Here is a 25,710-nt window from a genome sequence, read left to right on the forward strand (position 1 = left end):
TAGCCCATCCATAACAAGACAGAGGCAGAACATACCTTGGCCAAACCAAATTACTCCTTCGAAAAGCGTCAGCGCGAACTCGCCAAAAAGCAGAAAAAAGAAGAGAAGCTCAAGCGCAAATCCGACACAGACGCGCCCGATGACGACCGGGACAGCGACGCAGCTGCGCCGCCCGAGGCGGAACAAGCGCCCACCTGATTGTCTGACAAACGCACGGCCCCGCGCCGGCGCGCCGGAATACCCTCAAGCCTCTGCCGGCATATCGCTGGCAGGGGCTTGTTGCATGTGACGATCTGAAGCGCAAGTCGCAAGTCGCAAGTCGCAAGTCGCAAGTCGCAAGTCGCAAGTCGCAAGTGATGATGACCCTGGCAGCTCCGCACGCTAAAAATCTTTAGCGGGTCAGGAGAAACGCACGCGATTTGTAGAGGGAACGCAAACCCGCCCGGCGCAGTCACACGCTACACTTCGCCACCCTCTGACCGGGAAGCCTTTATGCGTGCTCTGATCTCTATTGCTTTACTCACCCTTGGCTGTTCGTCCGCCTTCGCCCAGCGCGGGCCGGCAGACGTGGTGCAAGGTTTCTATACCGCCCGTCTGGCCAGCCCCAGCACGGGCGCGCCAAGTGGCCGCGAGCTGGCCGAATTCTCGGACTATCTCGGGCCGGAATTGGTCTGCCTGCTTGGTGCGGCGCTGCGTTACAACGATAAATTTTCCCAGGCCCGGCCTGACGACAAGCCACCTTTCATAGAAGGTGACCTGTATTCCAGCAGCTTCGAAACGCCCACGCGCTTCACGCTGGGCAAACTGCAACAAACCAAAAGCGGCGCAACCTTGCCGGTGCATTTCTATGTGGACAGCGCTGACGCGCCGGACAGCAAGGGTTGGGAGGACTTGGTGCATCTGAAAATGGTGCGCACGCGTTGGCGGATCACCGATGTGGAATACAAGGGCGGCTTCGCTTTCGGCAACAAGGGCGAGCTCTTTGAAAGTCTGCGCGCAGGACTGGAGAATGCCGAGCCAGTCACCGGCTGGAGTGTGCGCGAACTGGATTCCTGCACCATGGACAAAGTGGCACCCAAGAAAGCCAAGGGTAAATCCACCAGCAAATCCAAGAGTAAAGCCACAAGCAAGAGCAAAACCACGAGCAAAAGCAAAACCGGCAGCAAAGCGCCCGTGCGCCGCTGATTGCTGGCACGCGCCCGGGCGGACAGGCCGGGGCGCGCCAGCTTGCCGACAAACGTCGCCTCGCCAGCGCGAACCCTCAAGAATCCTGCCAATCCAGCCGCTAATCCCGATGGATCACATGAATCTTCGGGTGTTGTCATGCGCAAACTGTTTCTCTGCTTGTTTCCCTGCCTGCAGCTGGGTCTGACGCTGCCTGCGCAGGCCGCTGACTGGGTTTCCGTGGCCAATGACCGCCTGCGCACGGTAGAGATCGACCGCGCCAGCGTGATGGATTCGGATGGCGGCAGCAAAGTGGCCTGGGGCCGCATCGTGCTCTCGGATGCACAGGCAGAGAAGTCCGGCTACAAGAGCGTGCGCGCACTCAATCGCTACGACTGCCGTAACCGCTCCTTCACCATCGTCAAACGCGTTTATCTGTCGGCCGATGATCGCCCGCTGCGCGAAGAAGCTATCGACGCCGTGGCCGCCAGCCCCGTGCGCCCCGGAACGGTGGATGAGCGTTTCTTCAACACCGTCTGCCCGCAACCACCTGCGCCCAAGGCCGTCAATTTGCGCGACATCGCCCGCGAGGCCGGGCGCCGCGCCGCCGAAGCCACAAAATCCGCGCAGAGCCGACCCGGCAGCACGCTGGAGCCGCTGCGCCGCGCGGATATCAAGCTCGTCAAGGACGCCGCCCCGGCACACGCCAGTCCGGCCGAAGAGGCGCCTAAGAAGCCCATCGCCAGAACACCGCCAGAGCCCGCCCATTCTGCCGCCCCCAGCGCTCCGACCACCGCAGCGGCCGCCCCGCACGAAAGCACGCCGCCGATCAGCAGCTATCGCAATTTGCCTCCGCCGGCCTACAGCCCGCGTCCGGTCGTGCCCCGTGCGCCCAAAGCCCTCGCCATGGCCAAGCCTGCCGCCGTGACACCCCATCCACCGGCCCACAATCCGCACGCGCACTGGAGCTACGAAGGGGAAACCGGGCCGGAATTCTGGAGCACGCTGGCGCCTGAAAATTCCGCCTGCGGTATTGGCACGCGCCAGTCGCCCATCGACATCCGCGACGGCATCAAGGTGGAGCAGGAGGCGATCGAGTTCGACTACAAGCCCTCGTATTTCCGCATCGTCGATAACGGCCACACAATCCAGGTCAACTACGGTCAGGGCTCGCGCCTGATGGTGATGGGGCGCAGCTTCGAGCTGGTGCAGTTTCACTTCCACCGCCCTTCAGAGGAGCGCATCGAAGGCCGCTCATTCGACATGGTGGTACATCTGGTACACAAGGATATGGACGGCAAACTAGCCGTCGTGTCGGTGCTGCTGGAGAACGGCAGCACCAATCCGGTAATCCAGACCCTGTGGAACAACCTGCCACTGGAGCAAGGCGAGGAGTACACCCCGAAAGCCTCGATCCAGATTGCCGATCTGCTGCCTGCGCGCCGCGACTACTTCGCCTACATGGGTTCACTGACCACCCCGCCCTGCACCGAAGGCGTGCTATGGCTGGTTTTCAAACAGCCGGTGCAAATCTCGGCCGAGCAGATCAACGTATTCAGCCGCTTCTACCAGCAGAACGCCCGCCCGGTGCAGAAGGCCAGCGGACGCGTGATCAAGGAATCGCGCTGAGCCGCACCCGTCTGCGGCAGAGGACTGAGCAATGAGGACTGAGTGCGAGTGGGCGTGCTTGTAGAGGCACACCCGCTAAGCGTCTTCGGGCAGGGGTGCTGAAAAGGCTTAGCGGGAGCGGCTCTACAGGCAGGTCCTGGGTGGGATGGACACGCTAAAACACACTCCCCGCGGCCATCCCCAACTGCACAAAACCACGTCGTCAAAACACAGGCTCAGAATTGTTGCATCCAGTATTCACGACGGATATTGCGGCTTTCATTCGACAACAGGGGGTTGTCGATATAAATCGGCGCTCTGCCCTTCAGATTGGCTTCGATCAACGCTTTTTGAATCCCCGCGTCCTTATTGAAAAGCTCGAGATATGAGCCATCCGCATAGGCGGCTTTGAGCCCCGTTTCGATCGCACTGGCGAGCGCCTCGTTCTCTTTGCAGGTATAGAAAAACAGATCAAACGGATAGACCAGCACCAGACTTTTTTCTACCACCAGATTCGCTTCCTTACCCGCACGGGCAGCAAGCTCCCCAAACGGTTCGTTCGCCCCGCGCGGGAAATAATCGACGCGCCCGGCTTCGACCATTTTGAACAAGAGGTCGTATTTACTCGTCACCACAGGCAGGTTTGCTGCTTTCAGAATATCCACGTCCTGCCATCCGATACCCTGCCCGGCCACAAGCTTGCGCAAATCATCAAGCGTCTTCACGCGACTGAACGCTGCTTGGCGATTTTTGTTGATGATGAAAATTCGATGGCCGAGCAAGCCCCGAAATATCGGGATGCGGATCGGGCGCAAGCTCGATTCCAGATCTGGATCCATCCCTGTGTAAACGATGTTTATATTGCGGTTTTCTCTCAGCTCCACATTCACACGCGCGGCTTCCATCACGTCTCTGGACGGAGAAAACGTCACCGTATGCCCCGCCTTGGCAAGCGCCAGCTTCAGCAATTTGTGCGGAAACACATCTCGTGAATCCGTCGCAACACTTGTACTGCTGCGCGGATAAACAAGCTCAAAGTGGGCTGAAAATGCGTTTGAAGAGAAACACAAGGCAGCAAGCAGCGCGAAACATACTGATGAATTGATGGCACAACCCGACCCTGCACGCGCAAGGCTTGCAATCAAATGGCTTGAGCCTTGCGCCACCGGATCAGGCTGCGCCGCAAGGCGCACAACGCAGCGCGTGGCGCCGATGGCAGCACGAGGAATGAGCGCAGTCAGGCAACTGAGCTTGCTTCCGCTGTCATCAGCCCTGCTCCAGAATTTCACGCCATTGCTCCTGATGGAAAACACTGACACCTGATTACAAGGCAGCAAACACTGAACTTACGAATTTGCCTTGCCCCCGCCAAGGCCTCGGCAGGTAACAGCATCGCCCACCCGCCCACCCGCCAGCAGCCCATGTCTGAAAAGGCCTGCGAGAAACGTGCTGACAGCGCCGCACTGATCAGTACATTTCTATCAACGACCGCAGGAGGTCTGGCTTTAAGCTGCAAACCTCAATTGTCCACTCCGATTGTCGGCGGAAACCAGGCGGGCACAGGGTTTTTCGCCCTTGCGGCGCCACCATCCGGGTGAGTGCGCTACGTGCAAGATTGATGAAGGCACCGCAACGCGTCCTGGCGTCATTGGCCGTAAAGGTTTGCATGGCGCTCGCCTTTCAAGTGCGGAGAACCTCATCCAGTCTGGTCGAATCCTTCGATTCGTTCAGATTGAACAGCTTAAAAGGCTTGAGCGTTTCAGCGACGTGCCTGTAGAGCCGCACCGGATGGGCCTCACCAGCCATCCATCGCCCAAGCCACGTCCAGCAAGCCTGTGCAGGCAGGTGTGCCGCAGAGCAAGGCTGCGTGCGGGTTTTCGGGGTGGCTTGCGTAGGGTGTCAATTCACTTCCTTCATTGTTCCCTGCGGCGCCCTACTAAAATATTGCATCGGACGAGTTCGCTTGAACCTGAAGCGATTCGCACCCATAATCGCTTCAAACCATGAAGCGATTAAACCATGCAAACGCCTCACGACAGCTCCATCGACTGGATCTGGCAGCAAGCCGGCTGGCCCGCACTCACCTGGCGTGAAGACGCCATCGCCCCCGCGCTGACGGCTGCACGGCAGGCTCAAGGCCGCGTGCAAGGCATGGCCGGACTGCTCGATGGCAGCTTTTCCAGCGAAGCCATTGCCAGCATCCTCGTTGAAGACGGCCTTACGACCAGCGCCATTGAAGGCGAGCGCCTCAACCCGGATGCCGTGCGCTCCTCCGTGGCGCGTCAGCTTGGCCTGCCCCACGCCGGTCTGCCCGCACCGGATCGCCATGTCGAAGGGCTCACTCAGCTGCTGCTGGACGCCACCCGGCACTACGATGCCCCACTCACGCTGGAGCGCCTCTGCGGCTGGCAGGCCGGCTTGTTCCCCGATGGCTACTCCGGCCTGCAACGCATCCGCACCGGCGCGCTGCGGGGCGACGCGCCCATGCAGGTCGTGTCGGGTGGCGCCGGGCGCGAGCGTGTGCATTTCACCGCGCCACCGCGCAGTGCGCTCGACGCCCAGCTTGCCGACTTCCTCGCGTGGTTTGGCGCCGAGCCTTACCTGGATGGCCTTGTCCGTGCCGGCATCGCCCATCTCTGGTTCGTCACCCTGCACCCCTTCGAAGACGGCAACGGCCGCCTCACCCGCGCCCTCACCGACATGGCCATCGCACAGGACGAACGCCAGCCCATGCGCCTGTTCAGCCTCAGCGCCCAGCTACTGCGCGAACGCGAGGCCTACTACACCCTGCTGGAACGCAGCCAGCGCGGCGGGCTGGACGTGACTGACTGGCTTATCTGGTTTCTGGAGCAGATCCGGCTCGCCGCCAATGCCAGCGAGCAAACCATCGCCCACACCCTAGCCAAAGCCCGCTTCTGGCAGCGCCACGCCCAGACGCACATCAACGAACGCCAGCGCAAGCTGCTCAACCGTCTGCTGGATGCCGGCGTGGAAGGATTCGAAGGCGGCATCACCACCCGCAAATACGTCAGTCTCACCCGCTGCAGCCGCGCCACTGCCTTCCGCGAACTAACGGATCTGGTGGAGAAAGGGCTACTGCAAGCAGTGGAAGGGCGAGGGCGCAGTGCGGGCTATGAAGTGCGCTTTTCGTAAAGCCGATATCAACCCGTTTTCGCCCTGCGGCGAAAAGACATATTTCGGATCGCTTGCCTGTAGAGCCTCACCGGGCGGGCTTCACCAGCCTGCCATCGCCACAAGCCATGGCCAGCAAGCCTGTGCAGGCAGGTGCTTCGAAGAGCAAGGCTGCGTGCGCGTTTTCGGGTTTCGTAGGGTGGGTTCGGAGCGCAGCGACAACCCACCATTGGCAAGCGACGGATCGTGGTGGCTTGCCTCGCGACCCCACTGATCCCCATGCTCAAGGATTGTTCGTGCGGGTCAATGACTCGTCTTACACGGCTTTTACGGCTAAAACAAAATCTGCGGTTCCTCTGGTACGGCATTCCCTTTACGATGCAGAAATATCTATGAAAAGGGAATTGGCGTGGCAAAGGGCGAGAACTGGAGCGATGTAGAGGTTGAGGCGACGGTGGCGGACTACATGCGAATGCTGACGCTAGAGCTTTCAGGTCAGAAGTACAACAAAACAGCCCATCGGCGCGCGCTATTACAACTGCTTGACGGCCGCAGCGATGCGGCCGTTGAACTCAAGCACCAAAATATCAGTGCTGTCTTGCGTGATCTGGGGGCCATCTGGATTTCCGGTTACAAACCACGAGGGAACTATCAGCAAGCACTTGCCAAGTTTGTTGAGAGCTGGATAGACCTCCATTCCGAATTTGATCAGGTGTCTCTCGCTGCGGCCGAACAGCCAGCGGTTGTTCCGAGCGCGGTAGATTTTTTGCGTCTGATCGTTGATGCTCCAGCGCTTTCACATTCAGCTGAAGAAACAAGAAAGCCCTATATCGTGCCGATAAGATCTGCGGCAAAACGGGACTACGTCGCACTAGAAGCTAGGAATTCTGCTCTTGGCAAAGCGGGTGAGTTGCTAGCGTTGGAATACGAGGAATTTCGCCTTCGTGCCGCTGGCCAAAAGAGCTTGGCAGAGCGCATCGAGCATGTCTCTGTGAGCCAAGGAGATGGTTTGGGTTACGACATTTTGTCTTTTGATGTGACAGGAAAAGAACGTTTTGTTGAAGTCAAAACAACGGCTTTTGCAAAGGAAACGCCCTTCTTCGCTTCGCGCAACGAAGTCGCGTTTGCGCGCGAAATGCCTGATCAGTTTCACCTGTACCGCTTGTTCGATTTCAGGAAGACACCAAAGTTGTTTTCACTTCAGGGTCGAATTGAACAGTACTGCACGCTTGATCCTGTTAGCTATCTTTGCCGATTTCAATAGCAGATCTTGCTGCCTGCACCCGTCCCAATTTGTTGAGCTGACGCTTCAGCCCCAGAGGTGTCAGCGAACTCATTCTGCGTGGGCAGCGGAAATCAACTTCAAGGCCTGCATGTGATTTCTCGGTCACGAGATGACAAATGCGATTGACGAAACGAATGCCGGGCGTAATCCAGAGATCACCGTCCCCGCCATCAACTACCGTCCACACAAAATCCGAATCGAGACTACGCGCAAGCTCAAGGTCTTTACCGAAAGTCTCCAGCCCTATGCCGCCAAACACTTCGTGCTGCGCAGCTGGATGGCGATAGGGTTTGAAGTATGCGTAGAACGCATCTTCGTGGAGAAGCAGAGTCTCTATTGCCGCGTGCATTAGAGCTCCCAATTCCTTGACAACTGAAGCTTCCACGCATCAACATTCACGATGTTTGTCCGCAGGTCTTTCGCCAACCCCCACAGCTTGAGTCTCGTAAAGTCCTCGGCAGTTGCCGCACGAACCTCACTGAATTCATGCCAAACATGATCCATCTCTTCCGATGGGCCGCTCTCGCATTGCTGCCACAAAGCTTCGTAGAGCGTCGGCACGCCGATTTGCTCGGCGATGAAGTGTTCGCCGTTCTCAAATCGGCTATGTAGCAAGCTAAGGTCGGCGTCTTCCAAGCGGCCTTCCAGCAGCAACTCACCCCGTGCTTTGAAGTTGCCGGCGTCGCGGTAGAGATACTCGAACACACAGTGTGTCATCACGCAGCTTTCCGGTTATCAACAAATTCTTCGGCACGGTGCCGAGCGATAAACGCGGCATCCGGCACAAAGCGTTCCGGCAATTCGATGCAGTGACCTTCCAAGGGCAGAAAGACTGTTTGCACGAAAGCCTCGTCGCGCCGCTTCAATTCATCCGAAACAATGACCTTGAAATCATCGCTGAGGGTAATCAATCCCTTGTCAAAAGCGCGGTCGTGAATGGCTGACAAACACAGACCGTTGCTGGGATTCAGGCGGTTTTGCTTGTCCTTGCTCCACGGCACGATGTGGCTGGCGATCAAAAGGCGCGACTCCGCAACGCCGGACATACAGCAGCGCCCGTGATAACCGCTCAGGACTGCGCGTCGGAAGAAGCTTTGCTTGATGCGTTGTTCAGTCACGACTTGGCGGGTTTCGCCCGTGAAATCTTCGGGCAGCAGAAACTCATCCGCTTCGTCGGCCGTTGGGCCGAGGTCAATGCCGCGTCGGAGGATTTCACACTCGACAGCCAGCCCCTCCCAATCGGCGTGAAATTCAGACCATATTTCGCGATCAAGCTTCGATGCGCCATCCAAACCTTTGCGGCCCGTGCTGGTGATTGCTGGATCAAGGCTGGCGAAATTCACAAGCTTCATCGCGACGGCTGAGGGCGTACGTTCGATGGCTTGAGCCAAACGAATAATGTCGGGATTGCCCTTGTGCAACTTGCCGAAGGGCAGCTGGCAATACAAGTGAAACGCCAGCTTGAGCTGATCGTTTGTCCAACGTTCGGTAGCCATTGTCTTGTGTGCGCCGAGATCTTCAGCGCGATCCGGAATCGTGATGGCTGCAGTGTACCAAGCGCAAGCGTTCGGCATGTCTTTGTGAGGCGCAAACTGGCCTGCCCGAAGACCCGCACCGGACTGACGTCTCCTGCCTATCTGCCTGCAGAGCCTTACTGCAAGCGCCTCTCCAGCCGACTCAATTTCCGTGCGGCAGTGGGATCAGGGCGATGGGGGAGCTGGCGGTGGCCACGGGTTTGCCGTCGGCGGCGCTGAGGGTGGCGCGGGTGTGGATGAGCAGGCGGCCGGCGCGTTCGACTTCGGCTTCAACAATGAAATCGCCGGCCAGTGCGGGGCGCAGGAAGTTGGTGGTCTGGGTGATGCTGGCCAGGGTGTGGCCGGTGTCGGTTCGGGTGAAGGCGGCGAAGACCATGCCGAAATCAAGCATGGCGGCGAGGATGCCGCCTTGCACGACGCTGTTGCCCTGGGTGAATTCGGGGCCGATGTGAAAACGGGCGCGGAGGTGATCGGGCCGGCAGGCTTCGATGTGCATGCGGAAGGCGAGCGCGAGCGGGTTGGTGGTGACGGCAAGCGGGGCGAGATCCGGCGCAAGGAGCAGGTGGTGGATGAGGATGCGTTCGGGGTGGTCGGCGGGCATGCTGGCTCCGGCGGGCAAGGGATGTCTGCAGTGTAAGTGCGAAACCCTTTCCGGCTTGTGGGCTTGCCTGATCGGGTGTGCGGCGATGGTTTGTTCGGGCGGCGAAGTCAGCGCCGCTGCGACGGATCCGTGCTATGAAAAAGGTAGGTTGGGGGCGTGTGCTGGCGTACGGTCGGCCGCGCCCGGCCAAGGCAGAGTAACTCCAATTCCAGATAGAGACGAGACGCGAAGACGAGCCGCAGACAGTGCTATTGCACGGCAAGGCGAAGTCAACAAAGTATCGTTTCTATCTGGAGTTGGAGTAGGCCTTCCAGAGTGCTTATGAGGAGAAGCAAGATGAACAAGCCCGATGACAAGAATGAAGACCTGATCGAAGAGGCTCGCTTCGCGCCGACGCCGCCGGCTTTGCTGGGCGATGTGGGGCAGGACGATGCGTTTGCCACGGAGAGCCATCCCGAAGGCCTGCGTTACGGCGAGAAGAAGCATCCGCCGGGCAGCGTGGAGCATGGCGCTGCGCGGGTGAAATCACCCCCGAAAGGTAACGGGGATATTTCGATAGGCTGAAGAGCCGCGCAGGACATGGCTGTGCGGACGGGGTGTCTGTAAAAGCTTGCTGGTATTGCCTGCGCAGGATGGGAGCCTGAAGATGTCCGCTGGGAGCTAATCCAGTTCACTTAAGGATCACTAACCTCTCCCACGTCGTTCCCGCGAAGGCGGGAATCCAGCGACTTCGCGAACGCCGCTAGGTTCCCGCCTTCGCGGGAACGACGGGATTTTGATGGCAAACGCCTGAATAAACGGCATTACCACTGGGTGCGGCGCTTCAATGCGCTGCCGGCCAGGCATCAAATCCAGGCGGCGTGCCGTGCGACTGAAGTCGCACCTACGTCTCAGCCCGAATCAGGCCGAATCAACAGCTTGCGCCTACCATGCCTTGTTTCAGCGGAACACGACGGTCTTGTTGCCATGCACGAGCACCCGGTCTTCGAGGTGATAGCGCAGGCCGCGGGCGAGCACAGCCTTCTCGATGTCCTTGCCGTAACGCACCATGTCTTCGACCGAATCCGAGTGATCGACGCGGATCACGTCCTGATCGATGATCGGGCCTTGGTCGAGTTCGGCGGTGACATAGTGGCAGGTGGCGCCGATCAGCTTGACGCCGCGCTGGTAAGCCTGATGGTAGGGCTTGGCGCCAACGAAGCTGGGCAGGAAGCTGTGATGGATGTTGATGATGCGGCCCGGGTAGGCGGCACACAGCTCGGGCGGGATGATCTGCATGTAGCGCGCCAACACCATGGTGTCGCCGCGCACTTCGTCGAAGATGCGTTGCACTTCGGCATAGGCTGCAGCTTTGTTGTCCGGTGTGACGGGTACGTGGTGGAAGGGGATGCCGTGCCACTCGACAAAGCCACGGAAAGTGTCGTGGTTGGAGATGACGCAGGGGATCTCGATGTCGAGTTCCTTCGACTGCCAGCGCGCCAACAAGTCGTAGAGGCAATGTTCCTGCTTGCTGACCATCAGCACCACGCGTTTTTTCACGGCGCTGTCGTTGATCTTCCAGTCCATGTTGAGCTCCTGCGCAATCGGCGCGAAGCGGGCGCGCAAATCGTCGAGCTGGTAGGGCAGGGAATCCGCACGGATCTCGATACGCAGGAAATAACGCAGTGCCTCGTGTTCGGTGTGCATGTTGGATTCGAAAATCCAGCCGCCGTGCTCGGCGATGAACCCGGTGACTTTGGCGACGATGCCGGCGCGGTCGGGACAGGAGGCAGTGAGCGTGTAGAAGCGTTGGCTGTGCATGGCTAGGATTCGGATCTGATCATGAAGAAATAACGATTTTCTGGTAGGTCTCGGCCTGCATTTCATTGACCTCGGCCGTCAGCTGGACGGTGAGTCCGGGCGCAGGCAGCAGCGCTTTCTGTACGGCAGCGAGCGCCAGTTTGCCCAGCTGCTGGCGGACTTCGAGCGAGCGTCCATGCACCACATGGATACGCACATGCACAAAGGCTTCGCCGCTGTCGGCATGGCCCACGCGATAGAAGGGCAGACTCAGCGCACGCGTTTTGACCTGCTCCGGCTCAAACTCGCCGTCAGCCAATACCGCCGTGTTGATATGCTGTACGGCGGCGGCTGGATCGAAATAATCACGCAGATTTTCGGTGTATTCGATGGTCAGATGCGGCATGGCAGAACTCCCTGAAAGTCGGCAATACGCTCCGCTTCAGATACGGATAATGGCCTTGGAATAGGCGTTGCGATCCATGTCCAGCGCCTCGGCAGTGATCTGCACCGGATGCACCGGACTGCTCATCACGCAGGAACGCAGGGCGGCGACGAGGCCTTCAGTCAGATCCTGTTTGGTGCTGGCGTCACGGCCCGCCAGCAGGTGCAGGCGGGCATGCATGAAGCCGCCCGGCGCGGCATCGCCGACGAGGAAATCATCCAGGCGCACGGCACGGCTCTTGATGTGATCCGGCTCGAATTCGCCCGAGGCCAGCAGGACGGTATTCATGCGGTGCAGGGCCTGTGCCGGTTCAAAATCGGGCAGCAGGTTGGCGGTGTATTCCAGAACGAGGTGGGGCATATTTTCAATCAATCGTCGCCGCGCGACGCAGTATGCTCCCCTCGCCCTTCAGGGGAGAGGGGCTGGGGGAGAGAAAAGCCAATATCAAGCCGCCTCGCCAATACGCGCCGAAGCCTTGTCGATCTCGCCGCGCAGGGCAGCGTAATCACGCACTACTGGATATTGCGGGAATTCGCGCACGACATTTTCCGGCGGGTGCATCAGGATGCCGGCATGGGCCGCGCCGAGCATGGCCGTGTCGTTGTAGCTGTCGCCCGCAGCGATGACCTTGAAGTTCAAGGCCTTGAAGGCTTCCACGGCATGGCGCTTCTGATCGGGCATGCGCAGGTGGTAATTCACCAACATGCCGGATGCGTCGGCCTCAAGGCTGTGACAGAACAGGGTGGGCTGGCCCATCTGTGCCATCAGCGGCTTGGCAAATTCGTAGAAGGTGTCCGACAGGATCACGACCTGATAATCCAGACGCAAGGCGTCGAGGAAATCCTTGCAGCCTTCCATCGGGCCCATCGCGCCGATGACTTCCTGAATGTCCGGCAGGCCCAGCTTGTGTTCGCGCAGGATGTTCAGCCGATACTGCATCAGCTTGTCGTAATCGGGCTCATCGCGCGTGGTGCGGCGCAATTCCGGGATGCCGGTGCGTTCGGCGAAAGCGATCCAGATTTCCGGGACCAGCACGCCTTCCATGTCGAGACAAACGATCTGCACGATGAACTTTCTGGGCTAAAGACGAAAAGCCGGCATTGTACAGCTTCGGCCTCAGCTGCAGCCGCAATGGCCCCAGCCCTGCAGCTCGGTCCGATGGCGCCCCTGCCATTGCAGGATCATGCGGCTGCGGTAAGTCGTGCCCTTGCAGGTTTTGGCCTTGGGCGAACAGCTGGCGGTGACTTCGCTGACCGTCTGCACGCTCCAGTCGGAGTTGGAGAGTTGCAAGGTCATGCGGTCGCCCGCGCGGGCTGGCTCGTGCTGGGCGGGGAAGTATTTTTCGCTGCGCAGGGTCAGCTTCTTGGCGCCACTGGCTTCGCGGATCACGGCGTTTTGTTTGTCGTTCTCCCAGGACCAGAAGATCAGCGGAACGCCCTTTTTCGTGCCATAGATGCAGCCGCATTCCGGCGGAAAATCAACCGCCTGCAGCGGCAACAGTTCCGGAACGTCTTGCGGGCCGGCGCTGGCGGGCAGCGGCAACAGTGTCGGGGCGAGCAAGACCAGCAGGCAGCAGGCACGGCGGAGCAAGGTGGACATGATGGAGTCGTGTTTGGCGAAGAAGGCTGGGAATCTACCAGTTTTGCATGTGGGCCGTGACGGGTAAAATCGGATATATGAGCGAAATCAATCGTCCTGATCGGCACCTGAGTGATCCGGCGCCCCGTGCGCCTGACGAACCCGACGCGTTCGCCTGCTGCGGCAACGAGTGTGGCGAGTCCTGCGTGTGGACGATCTATCAGCACGCCTGCCGGCGCTACGAACGGGATCTGCTGGCCTGGCAGACGCGTCAGCTGGAACAGGAAGGATAAGGACCAGCCCGGATAGCCGCGCGTTCGCTTATCGCAAGTCGCAAGTCGCAAGTCGCAAGTCGCAAGTCGCAAGTCGCAAGTCGGGGCGAGCATGGCTGCAAATCCCATAGCCCGGCACACAGCACAGCGAAATCGCAAGTCGTGGAGTCACGGACGGCTTGGCTTTTTCGACTCGCGACTTGCGACTCGCGACTCGCGACTAGCAACTCAGATCAGCACCGGCTCCATCTCCAGACTCACCCCGAAACGGTCATTCACATCGCGCCGCACCGCCGCTGCCAGGCGCAGCACATCTTGCCCGCTGGCGCCGCCATGATTGACCATCACCAGCGCCTGATGTTCGTACATGCCGACCTGGCCCTGATTGCGGCCGCGCCAGCCGGCTTGATCAATCAGCCAGCCCGCCGCCAGTTTGACCTGACCATCAATCTGCTTGTAGCTCGGGAGTTCAGGAAAGGCCGCGAGCAGTTCGGCGTAGTGCTTGGCGCTGACCACGGGATTCTTGAAGAAACTGCCGGCATTGCCGACCTGTGCCGGATCGGGCAGCTTGCGGCTGCGTAGCGCGATGATGGCGTCGGACACATCCAGCGGTTTCGGATCAATGATGCTGCGCGTGGCCAGTTCGCGGGCGACGTCGACGTAGCGCGTCAGCGCGGACCAGCGTTTGGGCAGGCGGAAGGTCACCGAGGTAATCGCGAAACGCCCGGCGGCTTCGCGCTTGAAGATGCTGTCGCGATAGTCGAAACCGCAATCCTTGAAATCGAAGCTGACCAGCGAACCACTTTTCAGGTCCACGGTTTCCAGCACCATGAAACGCTCGCAGATTTCCAGTCCATAAGCGCCGATGTTCTGCACCGGCGCAGCGCCCACCGTGCCGGGAATCAGCGACAGGTTCTCCAGCCCCGGCCAGCCCATTTCCAGCGTCCAGCGCACGAATTCGTGCCAGTTTTCGCCGGCGCCGGCGCGCACGAAGTGATAGTCGTCGTCGCTGCCAATCAGCTCGCGCCCCGGAATGCGGATGTGCAGCACGATGCCGTCAATGTCGCCGGAGAGCAGCACATTGCTGCCGCCGCCGAGGATCACGGTGCGCTGGCCGTTGAGTTCACCGGCACGCGCCATCTTGACGAGCTGGCTGGCGGAATGGATCTCGGCGTAGCGCGTCGCCGTGCCGGGCAGGCCGAAGCTGTTGAAGGGCTGAAGGGAAACGTCTGTCTGGAAAGGGAAGGCCATGTGTGTAGTCGGAAACGGGTTTTGCTCAGCGCGCCGGCTTGGTGCGCTGGGCAAAACCCGCTTCGTCCTTGAGGCGGCGCAGTTGCCGTTTGGCCGCTTGGCGCAGGGCCTTGGAGGTTTTCTGATGCATGCCTTCGCCATTGCGCTGACGCATCAGTTGCACCAGCGGGTTACGCGGGCGTGCTGCCTTGAGTTTCATGGTCTTTCTCCTTTATTGCGCGACCGATTCGATCGCCTTGCGCTGTGCTTCGGCCTGTTGATTGGCCGCATCGATCTGCTGTTTGACTTGCTCCATCTGCTGCTTGCCTTGCTCGATTTCCCTGGCCTTGGCTGCTGCGATGGCGGCTGTCGTGCTTGCCGTTTCGCTAAGGCCGCAGGCGGCCAACAGGATACAGGCAAGACCTGGAAAAAGGATTTTCAGTGTTTTCATGGACCTACTCCGTTTCAATCTAATTCGGCCAAAAGTCGGCAAGCGCGCGGCCGGTTGAGGACGTATCATTCCCGTCCTCTTTCGCCCACCTTTGCCAAAGCACCCAAATTATGTGGTTTCGTAACGTTCAACTTTACCGCCTGCCCGAACAGTGGGATATGACCGCTGATCGGCTTTCCGAACAACTCGCCCGCCTGCTCTTCCAGCCTTGCGGCAGCCAGGACATGGCCACCCAGGGCTGGGCGCCGGTGATGCATGACAGCCTGGTGCACAGCATCGGCGGCCAGTGGATGATCGCCTTGGGCGTCGAACAGCGTCTGCTGCCCTCCTCTGTAGTCAAGCAGGTCTGTGACGACCGTGCCGAGGAAATGGAGGCACAACAAGGCTTCAAGCCCGGCCGCAAGCAGCTGAAGGAACTCAAGGAAGCCGTCACGATGGAGCTGCTGCCGCGCGCCTTCACACGCCGCCGCAAGGTCTTCGCCTGGATTGATCCGCAGGCCGGCTATCTGGCCATCGATGCGTCCAGCCGCAATTCGGCCGAGCCGCTGGTCGAAGCCCTGCACAAGGCTTTGGACGAGCTGCCGCTGAAACTGGTGAATACCGAAAACAGCCCCGGCGCGGCGATGACCGGCTGGCTGGCGGGTGGCGAAGCGGATGGCGCCTTCACCATTGACCAAGATTGCGAACTGCGCGCCGTCACCGACGAAGCCAGTGCCGTGCGTTACGTACGCCACAGCCTCGAAGGCGACGAAATCCGCGAGCATATCGCGGCTGGCAAGCAAGTCTCCAAACTGGCGCTGACCTTCGACGATCGGGTGTCCTTCATCCTCACCGACAAGTTCGAAATCAAGCGTATCCAGCCGCTGGACACGCTAACCGACAGTGGCGGCGAAAGCGATGCCAAGAGCCGTGAAGAACAGTTCGACGCCGACTTCGCCCTGATGACCGGCGAGCTGCGCAAGCTGATCCCGGCCTTGCTCGACGCGCTGGGTGGGGAAGTCAAGACGATCTGACCGCCTGCGGCGCAGGACTGGGCAATGAGTGCTGAGGGCTGAGTGGGCATGCTTGTAGAGCCGCGCGCAGCAAGCGTCTTCGGGCGGGTGTGCTGAAGACGCTTTACGGACGAGGCTCTCAGGACACACTGCCCGCGCACTCAGCACTCAGCACTCAGCACTTCGCGAAGCGATAAATGAAAGCCTATCTCGCCGGCCCTGATGTGTTTCGCCTCGACGCCCTTGAATGGGCGGCGCAGGCCCGCGCCTTGTGCCGGGCGCACGGGATCGAGGCGCTGATTCCGCTGGATGGCGAGGCAATGAACGCGGAAGGTATCTACTTCCAGAATATCGCCATGATCCGCGCGGCCGATGTGGTAATCGCCAATCTGAATGCCTTTCGCGGCGCCGAGCCGGACTCCGGCACCAGCTTCGAGATCGGCTTCGCCGTCGCGCTGGGCAAGCGCGTGATCGGCTACGTGGCCGAAGCTGGCCTGACCACCGAACGCGTGGCGCGCTGGCAGGGATCTGCGCTGGAATGTGTCGATGGCCGGCTAATCGACCGCGATGGCCTGATCGTCGAAGACTTCGGTCTGGCGCTGAACCTGATGCTCGCCGTGCCTGCGCAGATCGTCGTGGGCGGGCTCGCGGAGGCGCTTTCCGCCTGCGACTGAGTGCTGAGTACGACATCCCTGCAGAGCCGCACCTGTATTGACTCTGCAGGCAATGCCGCCTGACAGCCAGGCTGGGTGCGGCTCTTCAGCCAGCTCGTTGATTACTCAAGATGCGGCACGCTTGACGCGGCACTCAACACGGGCGCCGCGAGGCTGAACTCGTTCACACCGACTCGCGCAAAACGCTGGGCATGGCCGGCCGGCAAGGGCGTGCGGCTGATCATCCGCAGGCTGACGGCGTCATGACAATAGACGGCATCGTCGCCCAGCACCCATAGCTGGCGTCCGTTGGTATCCAGCTTCAATTCATGCACCTGATGACGGGCGGGTGCGCGCAGCGTGCCGATCTCGCCGATGGTGTTGCGCAGGTTGAGCACGCGCACGGCACCATCACCCGCATGGGCCACAAACAGCAACTGGCGACTGGCGTCGAAAGCCTGTGGCCTTGTGTCCGGCGTGGCCGGTGCATGCCGGGCGGCCAGCGTGACGAGTGCCAGCAGGGCGAGAGCGGCAGCAATCGGCAAACGGATGGAACTGAGTCGGGTGAACATGGGCGGCTCCTTTGTGTGCGGCGCAACAAGACAATACCTGACACTTTTGCTCTGAAACCGATACACTTTCTCAGCCAATCCATCGCACTGTATCGGTCAAGGCACCAAGCCAGACCGGCTCCGGGAGAAGTCACATGTTGCAGATCAGCCTCGCACCGCAGAACGGCATTCCGCTGGTGGATCAGATCGTCACCGCGATTCGCGGCCAGGCCGAAGATCGCGTGCTGCGTCCCGGTGCGCGCCTGCCGGCAATCCGCCAGTTTGCCGAAGCCCATGGTGTGAGTCGTTTCACAGTGGTCGAAGCCTATGACCGTCTGGTGGCGCAGGGCTATCTGCAATCGCGGCGCGGCTCCGGTTTTTACGTCGCCAATCGCAGCCTGCCGGAAGTCGCGCCGCAAACGGCGGCGGCGCCGATGGAGCGAGGCGCCGTGGATGCGGCCTGGCTGATGCGTCAGGCGCTGGATGCCGGCGCTGAAGGCCTGCGCGCCAGTGCCGGCTGGCTGCCGCGCAGCTGGCTGGATGAAGACGGCGTGCGGCGCCAGCTGCGCGGCATGCTGCGCAATGCCAACACCAATCTCAGTGACTACGGCCGCCCGCAAGGCTATCTGCCGCTGCGCCAGCACCTGCCTTTCAAGCTTGGCGAACTGGGCATTGCCGCCCAGCCCGGCCAGATCGTGCTGACCCATGGCGCCACCCAGGCGCTGGACATGGCGATTCACCATTTCGTGCGGCGCGGCGACACCGTGCTGGTCGATGATCCGGGTTACTTCTCGCTATTCGGCTGTCTGCGCCTGCATGGCGCCCGCCTGATCGGCGTGCCGTGGACCCCAGAAGGCCCTGATGCGGTCGCACTGGAGAAACTGGCGGCCGAGCACAAGCCCAAGATTTACTTCACGCAATCCGTTCTGCACAACCCGACCGGCGCCTGCCTGTCGCCGGCCAATGCCTATCGCATCCTGCAGTGCGCCGAGCGGCACGATTTCCATATCGTCGAAGACGATACCTACAGCGATTTTCATCCGGGCGTGACCACGCGGCTGGCGGCGCTGGACCATTTGCATCGCGTGATTTACATCAGCAGTTTCTCCAAGACCCTGTCGGGCAATCTGCGCGTGGGCTTCGTCGCGGCGCGACCGGACATCGCCGAGGCGCTGACCGATATCAAGGTGCTGATCAGCATATCCACGCCGGAAGCGGCCGAAGACATGGTCTATCGCATGCTCACCGAGGGCCACTACCGCAAGTTTCTGGAGCGCATGCGCACGCGACTCGGCGAGGCCAGCGCGCGCGCGCTACGCATGCTGGAGCGCATCGGCCTGGAACCCTTCATCGCCCCGCAAGGCGGCGTGTTCATCTGGGCGCGAATTCCGGGCGTGGACGATGCCGTCGAACTGGCCGCCAGCGCCGCACGCGAAGGCATCATCCTCGCCCCCGGCACGCTGTTTCGCCCCCAATCACAAGCCTCGCCCTGGCTGCGGCTGAACGTGGCGTATGCCGCCGATGTACGGCTGGAGCGATTCTTCAAGAACGCGCTCAAGCAGCATTCCTGAATGGGTGTGGGTTAGTGCAGGAAAACGCAGGGTGGATTTGCAGAGGCACATTCACCTCCGGGAATCGGGCGAACAGCGGCGGAGGACCTTGACGCCTGGATGCGCTGCGCTTATTCGCCCGACAAAAGCACTGGTGCCGCGAGTTTTTGACTCGTGGCTTTGCTGACTTGAATCAGGCCCCGCAGCACTTCTTGAACTTCTTGCCGCTGCCACAGGGGCAGGGATCGTTGCGGCCGGTCTTGGGCTCTGCGCGATTCACCAGCTGGGCCATGCTGTCGGCGCCGTCTTCTTCGCTGAATACCGCCCAGTTATCGAGTTCGGCGGCGGCATCGGTGATGTAGAGCAGGCCGTTGTCGCGCATTTCGCTGCTGACCTCGGTGAAGTCGCGCTGCAGCTCGCTGCGGATGGCGTCCAGATCACCGGCGAAGGATTCGTCCAGCAGATCGTCGGCACACCACTGGGTGATCAGGGCGTCGGCCTCGGTGCAGCAGACATCGCACAGATAACCCACGAGCATGCTGAGGAGTTCGGCCGAGCCATCCTGGCCGGCCAACAAGCGTGCGGCTTCCTGCTCACCGGCCAGCATCAGCAACCTGGCCATTTCGGCGCGATCTTCCTCGCCCTCCATGGCGCGCACGGCCAGCGCTTCGAGCGCGCCGCTGCGTAGCCAGATGGAGACTTTGGCGTCCCCAGCCAGTTCGAGCAGGGCGGGGATCTGGCCTTCGGCGACAGCGGCGAGGGCGCGGCCCATCACCGCGCTGGCGAAATCGCCCAGCAATTCTTCACATTCGGCTTCATCCAGCCGGCTCAAGGCGAGCATGGGCTGGAAGGCTTGCGGATCGTGGCGGATGGCCAGCAGGGTGATCAGGTGCAAGTGCAGCGTGGTGCCGGTTTCGCTGATCAGCGCATGGTCGGCGGCGAAGGCTTGCAGCTCTTCGAGCCACAGAGGGGCGAGCCGGTCCTGCGCGAGCAGCGAAAAGCCGATGGCTTCATAGGGAAAGCCGTCGCCGGGATTCTGCAACTTCTCGCGCAGCGACGCCCAAAGCTCGCGCGGCTCGACGGATTCGAGATGGGCGAGGAGTTGGGCGACTGCGTCGTCGGCGTCACCCGGATTTTCGATTTCAGGATTCATGTCAGACCTTGTGATAAACCTCGGCGCCTTTTTTGACGAACTCGACGGATTTGCTTTCCATGCCCTTCTTCAAGGCGTCGATTTCGCTGATGCCTTGCGCGGCGGCGAAGTCGCGCACGTCTTGCGAGATTTTCATCGAGCAGAAGTGCGGGCCGCACATCGAGCAGAAGTGGGCGACCTTGGCGCCTTCGGCGGGCAGGGTTTCGTCGTGATAGCTGCGCGCGGTATCCGGGTCGAGGCCCAGATTGAACTGGTCTTCCCAGCGGAACTCGAAGCGCGCCTTGCTCATCGCGTTGTCGCGAATCTGGCTGGCCGGGTGGCCCTTGGCCAGATCGGCGGCGTGAGCGGCGATCTTGTAGGAAATGATGCCGACCTTCACATCGTCCTTGTCCGGCAGGCCCAGGTGTTCCTTCGGCGTCACGTAACAGAGCATGGCACAGCCGTACCAGCCGATCTGCGCCGCGCCGATGGCGCTGGTGATGTGGTCGTAGCCGGGGGCGATGTCGGTGGTCAGCGGGCCCAGCGTGTAGAAGGGCGCTTCGTCACACCATTCGAGCTGCAGGTCCATGTTCTCCTTGATCAGCTGCTGCGGCACGTGACCGGGGCCTTCGATCATGACCTGCACGTCGTGCTTCCAGGCGATCTGGGTCAGCTCGCCGAGGGTCTTCAACTCACCCAACTGGGCTTCATCGTTCGCGTCCCAGATCGAGCCGGGGCGCAGGCCGTCGCCGAGCGAGAAGGCCACGTCATAGGCCTTCATGATTTCGCAGATCTCTTCGAAGTGCGTGTAGGTGAAGTTTTCCTGATGGTGCGCGAGGCACCATTTGGCCATGATCGAGCCACCACGCGAGACGATGCCCGTCATGCGGTTGGCGGTCATCGGCACGTATTTCAATAGCACGCCGGCATGGATGGTGAAGTAGTCCACGCCCTGCTCGGCCTGCTCGATCAACGTGTCGCGGAAGATTTCCCAGGTCAGGTCTTCGGCCTTGCCATTCACCTTTTCCAGCGCCTGATAGATCGGCACGGTGCCGATTGGCACCGGGCTATTGCGCAGGATCCATTCACGGGTCTCGTGAATGTTCTTGCCGGTCGACAGATCCATGACGGTGTCACCACCCCAGCGGATCGACCAGGTCAGCTTGTCGACTTCTTCCTGAATCGACGAGGACACGGCGCTGTTGCCGATGTTGGCGTTGATCTTGGTGAGGAAGTTGCGGCCGATGATCATCGGCTCGGACTCAGGGTGATTGATGTTGTTCGGGATGATGGCGCGGCCACGGGCGACTTCGTCGCGCACGAATTCCGGCGTGATCACCTCCGGAATGGCGGCACCGAAGCTCTGCCCCGGATGGCGGCGGCCCATGAAGGCGGCCATCTTCTCGCCGGTGGGGCCGGTGGCCTTCAGCGATTCGATGTAGGCGGCGCGGTTCAGGTTCTCGCGGATGGCGATGTATTCCATCTCCGGCGTGATGATGCCTTTGCGCGCGTAGTGCATCTGGCTGACATTGTGGCCGGGCTTGGCTTTGCGCGGCTTGCGTTGCAGGTTGAAGCGCAGCTCGTCGAGCTTGCTGTCGGCTTCGCGGGCACGGCCGTATTCGCTGCTCATGCCGTCGAGCTGTTCGGTGTCGTTGCGTTCTTCGATCCACTTGGAACGCACGCCGGCCAGACCATCGCGCACGTCGATCTTCACGCTCGGGTCGGTGTAGGGGCCGGAACAGTCATACACGTAGATCGGTGGGTTCTTCTCGCCACCCATCCCGGTGGGCGTGTCAGATTGCGTGATCTCGCGCATCGGCACGCGGATGTCTTCACGCGAGCCGGTGAAAAAAACCTTGCGCGAGTTGGGCAGCGGCGCGATGGCGGCGGCGTCGACGAGTGCGTCTGAAGCGATGAATTGGTCTTTGGCGTTCATGGTGACAACTTCCTCTTGTGGGGCGGGTTGAGCGCGAGGAAGGGCGCAGGCGTCTGCCTGCGTCGCCTTCCCTACGCCGGCATGACCCGGATCAGGTTCCATGGGTGTTTCTCACTATTGGTATTCCCACCAATAGACCCCCAGCGAATCGTTGCACCATACTGAAATCCGTCGCCCGAGGCAACCAGCGGGCTACTGACAGGCATTCGCTGCCCGAATGCAATCAGTAGCCTGGCCTTTCGTCACCCGCGCTTCAGCTCATACGCGGCCGTGTCGTTAGCTTCTTATTCACTCTTCGCTCTCAGGCTCACACATGCACTGGATTCGTCTTTCATTTGCCTTTGCTGCCCTGCAGGTCGTTGCCGCCTGTAGCCTGCTTGAAGAAAAGCCTGCTCCGGCACCGCCGCCGCAGGCAGCGCCCGCACCTGCTCCGGTGCGCCAGCCGGGTGATGATTTGCCTTACCGCCCCTTGCCACAAGCGGCGCCCAGGCCTGTTGCGAAGCCGCCCACCGCCGCCACGACAAAGCCCGCCAGGCCAGCTCAGAGCCGTCCAGAGGTGAAGCCAACTGCTTCAGCCGAAGCAGGCAATGAGGAGTTTGTGCCGCGGGCCGAAGAGCCGTCGCCAGTGCGCACCCCGCCCTCACGTCAGGCCACGAAAAAACCGACTGCTGTCAGCCCGCCGCGTAACGAGCCGGAGTGGCTACAGGGCTGCAGCGCTCGTCAGCAAAGCGGTGGCGCCGTTCTGTGCGATGCGAATTCCCTGCTCACCCAGCCTTCGGCCAAGGTGCAGGTATATACGCGCGAACCCTCGCTGGCCCGCAGCACGCCAAGCGGGCCGATCCTGCTGCGGGAGAGCCTGCCCAAGCTGTATCGCTTCTTTGTGTTGCCCTGAGAGGGCGAAAGCGTTATCTCAGGCACCTGCCTGAAGACCCTTTCCCCGCTTGGCTCTTCAGCATGCCTGCCTGAAGAAGTCCTACAGGAGCGGCTCTTCAGGTATCAGTCCAGCGGCGGCGCAATCGCCCGGAACCACGCCCGAGTAGGTGAATGGCAATCCGCTGCCCGTTCCACCCGGGATAGCCGCAAGCGGCCAGCGAGTGCTGGCGAACGCCCAGCCATTCCTGGCGTTCAGCGTATCGCCTGCACTGAAGTCATAACACACCACGGAAGCAACTGCACTGCCGCCCGAGCTGGCGGACGCATTGCTGGAAGTGGCGACAGATGCCGTGCTGCTGCTTGTGACTCCTTCCCCAATACTACCCTCACGTCCATTACCGCCGCCCGCGCCGCCGCAGGCTGCGAGGCTCGCAGTCAGCATCAAGCCTCAGGGAAAGCACCTTACCCAACGTGCCGGCAAGTAGCGGGGACCATGACGGCCCGATGTTGGTTTGCGGGAAGGCGTCTGCATCTGCTCTGGTCTCTGCTGAGTGATTTGTGAATCAAGGCAGGTCAGCAGGTTTGCTGGCAAACAACTCGAGCCGACTGATGTGGAAAGTAGTCGGCGTGTCGTAACCGGTGTTGGAGTAGCCCATCAGATAGCCGCGCTGCCATTTTTGCTGGTCACCTGCCAGGTTGGTCGGGCGGTCGAGGTCTGCGTTACGGATGTCATGGCGCAGCGTGAAGGATGACTCGCCCTCGTAGCGAACCCAGGTTTGCAGCAAACCATCCTTGGCGCCAGCTTGGGAGGCGTAACGCACATGCACGGCCAGATCCAGATATCTGCCTCGATGAGCCTGGGTGAAGAGCTTGCCGCCGGGTATCCCGCCGATGTTGGTGCGCGTCGTATCCGAAGGTGAGCCGGAGTTCCGATAGCCTGCGGTGAGCACAGCATCCTTGCTGTTACCGAAGGTCCAGTCCGATAGTGCGCCGAGGATCACTGTGGGCCCCGAGCCATTCTGTGAGTACTGGTCGACCCACAGTGCCATGATTTTGTCGCCACCCCACACCGTTTTGCCGGTGCTGGGCAGCGTAGTGTTGTTGACGGTGTTCCGGATAGTGCGTAGTGCACTGCTGCTCCCCCAGATGTCATACGCCGACTTCTCGGCCCAACGCACGAAGACATGGTTGCTGGCGATGGAAGAAATCAGCCCTGTCGACACCCCGTCGTGCGCCACGACCGTGTCGCCTACCTTCCAGCCTGCTGCAGCCGCGTTGGCAACAGCGATCTGGGTGTTATGGCGCATTTCGTAATTGGCGGGCTGATGCAGGCGCACGCGCAACCACAGCGCATCCTGAGGCGGCATGTCGAATCGCATCTCGGCGTTATTGGGGTACACGCCATCCGCCGTGGCCTGATAGGCGAAGGGCAGGCCAACGGCCTGGCTGCCCGGCACGGCGGCCAGTGCCCAGTTCTCGTGAAAGCGCCACCCGTTCTTGGCGGCGAGGGTGTCGCCCGCCGTAAAGTCATACAGCACCGAGGGCGCCACCGCGCCGCTGTTCGCACTGGAGGACGCCCCGCTTGAAGAGCCGCTGGCGGCGGTGCCACCGCCACCACCACCGCAGGCTTGCAGCAGGCTGCACAGTAGGCCTGCCGCCAAAAGGCGCAACTGCGCGCCATTTGGCCGGTCAGTACGGGAGTGATGCTGTGTGGTCATCGTGGGCATGAATGGTGTTTTTCGTCTTCATCAGGGCAGGGTGATCGGCCAAGCATTCGACACCGCGCCGCTCGCGTCGACCACGTAGAGCCAAGCCGCCCCTGCAGCCAAGCCGCTGCGCAGCAAGGGGGCGGTAATGCTGTTGCCGGACCAGGCGCTGGCTGGCAGGGGGATGCGTTGGGTGCTGGCGGACCAGCTCGCGGCATTAGCCAGCACGAGGCGCGCACGGCTGGTATCGAGGTAATGATCGTCGTACCAGACGCTCACGCCATTCGTGCTGCCCGGGTTGAGCCAGTAGTCCATGCCGATCACGAGGTAGCTGCAGTTCAGCACATGCGTGGCATCGCTGCGCACCTGCAAGGCCGTGCGGTTGATCTGCAGATTGCCATTCACCCAGGTGAGGTGCTGACCATTGCTCTGGCCGATGTCGTTGAGGCGGTAGTACTCCTCGACCTGGAACCAAGTGTCCTCCTTGAGCGGAAGCACTGTGCCGCTGCCCATGTGAGCCTCGCCCGCCCAGCCTTCGTCGCGCGTTCCGTCACGGCGCAAGATGCCGCCCTGCACGCCACCGGCCAGCGTCTTGTCGCTGTCATAACGATTGGCGCTCGGGCCCATCGGGTAATAGCTCGAATAGAACTTCGGGCTGCCGCCATAGCAGTCGCCACTCACTTCCATGCCGCTGCGGTTGAACTTGAGCTGCGCGATGCGCCCACCATTGCTGCGGAACTTGATGCGGTAGCTGAGGTACAGCTCCTGGCTGCTGAAGCCACGTACCGCGATATGCGGGAAGGATTCCTCGACCGAACCCTCCGGCGAGGCTGGCCCCGCATGTGACTGGTGCAGCAGGGACTTGCTGCCGCTGAATGCCGCCGAGGCATCTACCGTCGTCGTGCCGCCAAAGCCGCCGTAGTTGTGATAGCCGAAGCTCGCAGGGGCGGCCCCTGTTGTGCGGCCATCGAAGTCTTCGAACTTCAGTGGCGCGGTTTGCGTCCGGCTGCCAAAACCAGTGCCCGTGACGGTCACGCTGTTCGCACTCACGCTTGCCGCGCTGATGGCCAGGCCGGCGCCTGCACCACTGGAGGAGCTGGAGGATGAGCTGCTTGAGGAGGCACTGACGGCGGCCTCCTGTCCGGTGCCACCGCCACCTCCACCCCCACAGGCGACCAGCACACAGAGCGACAGCAGGCAGGGAAACAGATGGGCCGGAGCAGAATGGGACATGGTG

The 25,710-nt window shown here is 61.1% G+C and carries 29 protein-coding genes and 1 riboswitch; of the genes, 11 read left to right on the forward strand and 18 right to left on the reverse strand.

Going from position 1 to position 25,710, the window contains the following annotated elements:
* Positions 1 to 36: 36 nt before the first annotated feature.
* The 3 genes from ABXR19_RS12170 (at position 37) to ABXR19_RS12180 (ending at position 2,793) form a co-directional block, all read left to right on the forward strand.
* The gene (locus ABXR19_RS12170; protein ID WP_354601411.1) at positions 37 to 198 is read left to right on the forward strand and encodes a hypothetical protein; all 162 of its coding nucleotides are present in this window, start codon (positions 37 to 39) and stop codon (positions 196 to 198) included.
* 294 nt (positions 199 to 492) lie between these two features.
* Positions 493 to 1,185: a YqhG/Tai3 family protein gene (locus tag ABXR19_RS12175; protein WP_354601412.1), complete on the forward strand. Its 693-nt coding sequence runs from the start codon at positions 493 to 495 to the stop codon at positions 1,183 to 1,185.
* A gap of 138 nt (positions 1,186 to 1,323) precedes the next feature.
* On the forward strand, positions 1,324 to 2,793 hold the full coding sequence (locus tag ABXR19_RS12180) for a surface-adhesin E family protein (RefSeq protein ID WP_354601413.1): 1,470 nt from the start codon (positions 1,324 to 1,326) through the stop codon (positions 2,791 to 2,793).
* Between the two features lie 215 nt (positions 2,794 to 3,008).
* On the opposite strand, the gene ABXR19_RS12185 is transcribed toward ABXR19_RS12180, so the two are convergent.
* Positions 3,009 to 4,061: a hypothetical protein gene (locus ABXR19_RS12185; RefSeq protein WP_354601414.1), complete on the reverse strand. Its 1,053-nt coding sequence runs from the start codon at positions 4,059 to 4,061 to the stop codon at positions 3,009 to 3,011.
* 730 nt (positions 4,062 to 4,791) lie between these two features.
* On the opposite strand from ABXR19_RS12185, the gene ABXR19_RS12190 reads away from it, so the two are divergent.
* Both ABXR19_RS12190 and ABXR19_RS12195 read left to right on the forward strand, forming a co-directional pair.
* On the forward strand, positions 4,792 to 5,925 hold the full coding sequence (locus ABXR19_RS12190) for a Fic family protein (RefSeq protein ID WP_354601415.1): 1,134 nt from the start codon (positions 4,792 to 4,794) through the stop codon (positions 5,923 to 5,925).
* Positions 5,926 to 6,313: 388 nt separating this feature from the next.
* Positions 6,314 to 7,168, forward strand: a complete 855-nt coding sequence (locus tag ABXR19_RS12195; RefSeq protein ID WP_354601416.1) for a protein NO VEIN domain-containing protein — start codon at positions 6,314 to 6,316, stop codon at positions 7,166 to 7,168.
* Here the strand turns inward: ABXR19_RS12195 and ABXR19_RS12200 are convergent.
* The 4 genes from ABXR19_RS12200 to ABXR19_RS12215 form a co-directional block, all read right to left on the reverse strand.
* Complete coding sequence (locus tag ABXR19_RS12200) at positions 7,143 to 7,574, reverse strand: hypothetical protein (RefSeq protein ID WP_354601417.1); 432 nt, start codon at positions 7,572 to 7,574, stop codon at positions 7,143 to 7,145. The genes ABXR19_RS12195 and ABXR19_RS12200 overlap by 26 nt on opposite strands.
* Positions 7,538 to 7,909 (reverse strand): hypothetical protein, encoded by a 372-nt coding sequence (locus ABXR19_RS12205; protein ID WP_354601418.1) that lies wholly within the window; start codon positions 7,907 to 7,909, stop codon positions 7,538 to 7,540. The genes ABXR19_RS12200 and ABXR19_RS12205 overlap by 37 nt, the downstream gene beginning before the upstream one ends.
* Positions 7,906 to 8,685, reverse strand: coding sequence for an HNH endonuclease (locus tag ABXR19_RS12210; protein ID WP_354601419.1), 780 nt, complete (start codon positions 8,683 to 8,685; stop codon positions 7,906 to 7,908). The genes ABXR19_RS12205 and ABXR19_RS12210 overlap by 4 nt, the downstream gene beginning before the upstream one ends.
* A gap of 181 nt (positions 8,686 to 8,866) precedes the next feature.
* Complete coding sequence (locus ABXR19_RS12215) at positions 8,867 to 9,325, reverse strand: PaaI family thioesterase (RefSeq protein ID WP_354601420.1); 459 nt, start codon at positions 9,323 to 9,325, stop codon at positions 8,867 to 8,869.
* A 336-nt stretch (positions 9,326 to 9,661) separates the two neighbouring features.
* Here ABXR19_RS12215 and ABXR19_RS12220 point away from each other — a divergent pair, with 336 nt between their 5' ends.
* Entirely contained in the window at positions 9,662 to 9,889 is a 228-nt protein-coding gene (locus ABXR19_RS12220) for a hypothetical protein (RefSeq protein ID WP_354601421.1), read from the forward strand.
* A gap of 375 nt (positions 9,890 to 10,264) precedes the next feature.
* On the opposite strand, the gene purU is transcribed toward ABXR19_RS12220, so the two are convergent.
* The 5 genes from purU to ABXR19_RS12245 form a co-directional block, all read right to left on the reverse strand.
* On the reverse strand, positions 10,265 to 11,125 hold the full coding sequence (gene purU / locus ABXR19_RS12225) for a formyltetrahydrofolate deformylase (protein ID WP_354601422.1): 861 nt from the start codon (positions 11,123 to 11,125) through the stop codon (positions 10,265 to 10,267).
* Between the two features lie 19 nt (positions 11,126 to 11,144).
* The gene (locus ABXR19_RS12230) at positions 11,145 to 11,510 is read right to left on the reverse strand and encodes a 5-carboxymethyl-2-hydroxymuconate Delta-isomerase (protein WP_354601423.1); all 366 of its coding nucleotides are present in this window, start codon (positions 11,508 to 11,510) and stop codon (positions 11,145 to 11,147) included.
* 36 nt (positions 11,511 to 11,546) lie between these two features.
* Positions 11,547 to 11,909 (reverse strand): 5-carboxymethyl-2-hydroxymuconate Delta-isomerase, encoded by a 363-nt coding sequence (locus tag ABXR19_RS12235; protein ID WP_354601424.1) that lies wholly within the window; start codon positions 11,907 to 11,909, stop codon positions 11,547 to 11,549.
* An 84-nt stretch (positions 11,910 to 11,993) separates the two neighbouring features.
* Positions 11,994 to 12,614, reverse strand: a complete 621-nt coding sequence (thrH, locus tag ABXR19_RS12240) for a bifunctional phosphoserine phosphatase/homoserine phosphotransferase ThrH (protein ID WP_354601425.1) — start codon at positions 12,612 to 12,614, stop codon at positions 11,994 to 11,996.
* A 51-nt stretch (positions 12,615 to 12,665) separates the two neighbouring features.
* The gene (locus ABXR19_RS12245) at positions 12,666 to 13,148 is read right to left on the reverse strand and encodes a hypothetical protein (RefSeq protein WP_354601426.1); all 483 of its coding nucleotides are present in this window, start codon (positions 13,146 to 13,148) and stop codon (positions 12,666 to 12,668) included.
* 77 nt (positions 13,149 to 13,225) lie between these two features.
* Here ABXR19_RS12245 and ABXR19_RS12250 point away from each other — a divergent pair, with 77 nt between their 5' ends.
* Positions 13,226 to 13,420 (forward strand): oxidoreductase-like domain-containing protein, encoded by a 195-nt coding sequence (locus ABXR19_RS12250; RefSeq protein ID WP_354601427.1) that lies wholly within the window; start codon positions 13,226 to 13,228, stop codon positions 13,418 to 13,420.
* A 207-nt stretch (positions 13,421 to 13,627) separates the two neighbouring features.
* On the opposite strand, the gene murB is transcribed toward ABXR19_RS12250, so the two are convergent.
* The 3 genes from murB to ABXR19_RS12265 are packed head-to-tail and all read right to left on the reverse strand — an operon-like array spanning position 13,628 to position 15,080.
* The gene (gene murB / locus ABXR19_RS12255; protein WP_354601428.1) at positions 13,628 to 14,650 is read right to left on the reverse strand and encodes a UDP-N-acetylmuramate dehydrogenase; all 1,023 of its coding nucleotides are present in this window, start codon (positions 14,648 to 14,650) and stop codon (positions 13,628 to 13,630) included.
* Between the two features lie 25 nt (positions 14,651 to 14,675).
* A complete protein-coding gene (locus ABXR19_RS12260) occupies positions 14,676 to 14,849 on the reverse strand; it encodes a hypothetical protein (protein WP_354601429.1) in 174 nt (57 codons plus the stop codon).
* Positions 14,850 to 14,861: 12 nt separating this feature from the next.
* A complete protein-coding gene (locus ABXR19_RS12265; protein ID WP_354601430.1) occupies positions 14,862 to 15,080 on the reverse strand; it encodes a hypothetical protein in 219 nt (72 codons plus the stop codon).
* 110 nt (positions 15,081 to 15,190) lie between these two features.
* On the opposite strand from ABXR19_RS12265, the gene ABXR19_RS12270 reads away from it, so the two are divergent.
* Positions 15,191 to 16,093 carry a recombination-associated protein RdgC gene (locus ABXR19_RS12270; protein WP_354601431.1) on the forward strand — a complete coding sequence of 301 codons (903 nt, stop codon included), beginning with the start codon at positions 15,191 to 15,193 and terminating at the stop codon, positions 16,091 to 16,093.
* Positions 16,094 to 16,269: 176 nt separating this feature from the next.
* Entirely contained in the window at positions 16,270 to 16,746 is a 477-nt protein-coding gene (locus tag ABXR19_RS12275; RefSeq protein WP_354601432.1) for a nucleoside 2-deoxyribosyltransferase, read from the forward strand.
* Between the two features lie 101 nt (positions 16,747 to 16,847).
* On the opposite strand, the gene ABXR19_RS12280 is transcribed toward ABXR19_RS12275, so the two are convergent.
* Positions 16,848 to 17,297 carry a lactonase family protein gene (locus tag ABXR19_RS12280; RefSeq protein WP_354601433.1) on the reverse strand — a complete coding sequence of 150 codons (450 nt, stop codon included), beginning with the start codon at positions 17,295 to 17,297 and terminating at the stop codon, positions 16,848 to 16,850.
* A 134-nt stretch (positions 17,298 to 17,431) separates the two neighbouring features.
* On the opposite strand from ABXR19_RS12280, the gene ABXR19_RS12285 reads away from it, so the two are divergent.
* Complete coding sequence (locus ABXR19_RS12285; RefSeq protein WP_354601434.1) at positions 17,432 to 18,847, forward strand: aminotransferase-like domain-containing protein; 1,416 nt, start codon at positions 17,432 to 17,434, stop codon at positions 18,845 to 18,847.
* 172 nt (positions 18,848 to 19,019) lie between these two features.
* On the opposite strand, the gene ABXR19_RS12290 is transcribed toward ABXR19_RS12285, so the two are convergent.
* Positions 19,020 to 19,979 carry a DUF1186 domain-containing protein gene (locus tag ABXR19_RS12290; RefSeq protein WP_354601435.1) on the reverse strand — a complete coding sequence of 320 codons (960 nt, stop codon included), beginning with the start codon at positions 19,977 to 19,979 and terminating at the stop codon, positions 19,020 to 19,022.
* A 1-nt stretch (position 19,980) separates the two neighbouring features.
* On the reverse strand, positions 19,981 to 21,894 hold the full coding sequence (gene thiC / locus ABXR19_RS12295; RefSeq protein ID WP_354601436.1) for a phosphomethylpyrimidine synthase ThiC: 1,914 nt from the start codon (positions 21,892 to 21,894) through the stop codon (positions 19,981 to 19,983).
* A gap of 50 nt (positions 21,895 to 21,944) precedes the next feature.
* A riboswitch (TPP riboswitch) is annotated at positions 21,945 to 22,046 on the reverse strand.
* A gap of 161 nt (positions 22,047 to 22,207) precedes the next feature.
* On the opposite strand from thiC, the gene ABXR19_RS12300 reads away from it, so the two are divergent.
* The gene (locus ABXR19_RS12300; RefSeq protein WP_354601437.1) at positions 22,208 to 22,786 is read left to right on the forward strand and encodes a hypothetical protein; all 579 of its coding nucleotides are present in this window, start codon (positions 22,208 to 22,210) and stop codon (positions 22,784 to 22,786) included.
* A gap of 544 nt (positions 22,787 to 23,330) precedes the next feature.
* Here the strand turns inward: ABXR19_RS12300 and ABXR19_RS12305 are convergent.
* The gene (locus ABXR19_RS12305) at positions 23,331 to 24,494 is read right to left on the reverse strand and encodes a hypothetical protein (RefSeq protein WP_354601438.1); all 1,164 of its coding nucleotides are present in this window, start codon (positions 24,492 to 24,494) and stop codon (positions 23,331 to 23,333) included.
* Positions 24,495 to 24,515: 21 nt separating this feature from the next.
* On the reverse strand, positions 24,516 to 25,706 hold the full coding sequence (locus ABXR19_RS12310; protein ID WP_354601439.1) for a hypothetical protein: 1,191 nt from the start codon (positions 25,704 to 25,706) through the stop codon (positions 24,516 to 24,518).
* Positions 25,707 to 25,710: the final 4 nt, after the last annotated feature.

The organism is Uliginosibacterium flavum (genome assembly GCF_040566545.1).
Classification (GTDB): Bacteria; Pseudomonadota; Gammaproteobacteria; order Burkholderiales; family Rhodocyclaceae; genus Uliginosibacterium; species Uliginosibacterium flavum.

Bases quoted from the DNA above. Each gene is read 5' to 3' on its own strand.
- ABXR19_RS12175 (WP_354601412.1), top strand. From the start codon at position 493: ATGCGTGCTCTGATCTCTATTGCTTTACTCACCCTTGGCTGTTCGTCC.
- ABXR19_RS12275 (WP_354601432.1), top strand. From the start codon at position 16,270: ATGAAAGCCTATCTCGCCGGCCCTGATGTGTTTCGCCTCGACGCCCTT.
- ABXR19_RS12285 (WP_354601434.1), top strand. From the start codon at position 17,432: ATGTTGCAGATCAGCCTCGCACCGCAGAACGGCATTCCGCTGGTGGAT.
- ABXR19_RS12215 (WP_354601420.1), bottom strand. From the start codon at position 9,325: ATGCCCGCCGACCACCCCGAACGCATCCTCATCCACCACCTGCTCCTT.
- ABXR19_RS12250 (WP_354601427.1), top strand. From the start codon at position 13,226: ATGAGCGAAATCAATCGTCCTGATCGGCACCTGAGTGATCCGGCGCCC.
- ABXR19_RS12245 (WP_354601426.1), bottom strand. From the start codon at position 13,148: ATGTCCACCTTGCTCCGCCGTGCCTGCTGCCTGCTGGTCTTGCTCGCC.
- ABXR19_RS12210 (WP_354601419.1), bottom strand. From the start codon at position 8,685: ATGGCTACCGAACGTTGGACAAACGATCAGCTCAAGCTGGCGTTTCAC.
- ABXR19_RS12305 (WP_354601438.1), bottom strand. From the start codon at position 24,494: ATGCCCACGATGACCACACAGCATCACTCCCGTACTGACCGGCCAAAT.
- ABXR19_RS12290 (WP_354601435.1), bottom strand. From the start codon at position 19,979: ATGAATCCTGAAATCGAAAATCCGGGTGACGCCGACGACGCAGTCGCC.
- ABXR19_RS12280 (WP_354601433.1), bottom strand. From the start codon at position 17,297: ATGTTCACCCGACTCAGTTCCATCCGTTTGCCGATTGCTGCCGCTCTC.
- ABXR19_RS12230 (WP_354601423.1), bottom strand. From the start codon at position 11,510: ATGCCGCATCTGACCATCGAATACACCGAAAATCTGCGTGATTATTTC.
- murB (WP_354601428.1), bottom strand. From the start codon at position 14,650: ATGGCCTTCCCTTTCCAGACAGACGTTTCCCTTCAGCCCTTCAACAGC.
- ABXR19_RS12260 (WP_354601429.1), bottom strand. From the start codon at position 14,849: ATGAAACTCAAGGCAGCACGCCCGCGTAACCCGCTGGTGCAACTGATG.
- thiC (WP_354601436.1), bottom strand. From the start codon at position 21,894: ATGAACGCCAAAGACCAATTCATCGCTTCAGACGCACTCGTCGACGCC.
- ABXR19_RS12220 (WP_354601421.1), top strand. From the start codon at position 9,662: ATGAACAAGCCCGATGACAAGAATGAAGACCTGATCGAAGAGGCTCGC.
- ABXR19_RS12190 (WP_354601415.1), top strand. From the start codon at position 4,792: ATGCAAACGCCTCACGACAGCTCCATCGACTGGATCTGGCAGCAAGCC.
- purU (WP_354601422.1), bottom strand. From the start codon at position 11,125: ATGCACAGCCAACGCTTCTACACGCTCACTGCCTCCTGTCCCGACCGC.
- ABXR19_RS12235 (WP_354601424.1), bottom strand. From the start codon at position 11,909: ATGCCCCACCTCGTTCTGGAATACACCGCCAACCTGCTGCCCGATTTT.
- ABXR19_RS12180 (WP_354601413.1), top strand. From the start codon at position 1,324: ATGCGCAAACTGTTTCTCTGCTTGTTTCCCTGCCTGCAGCTGGGTCTG.
- ABXR19_RS12265 (WP_354601430.1), bottom strand. From the start codon at position 15,080: ATGAAAACACTGAAAATCCTTTTTCCAGGTCTTGCCTGTATCCTGTTG.
- ABXR19_RS12270 (WP_354601431.1), top strand. From the start codon at position 15,191: ATGTGGTTTCGTAACGTTCAACTTTACCGCCTGCCCGAACAGTGGGAT.
- ABXR19_RS12300 (WP_354601437.1), top strand. From the start codon at position 22,208: ATGCACTGGATTCGTCTTTCATTTGCCTTTGCTGCCCTGCAGGTCGTT.
- ABXR19_RS12310 (WP_354601439.1), bottom strand. From the start codon at position 25,706: ATGTCCCATTCTGCTCCGGCCCATCTGTTTCCCTGCCTGCTGTCGCTC.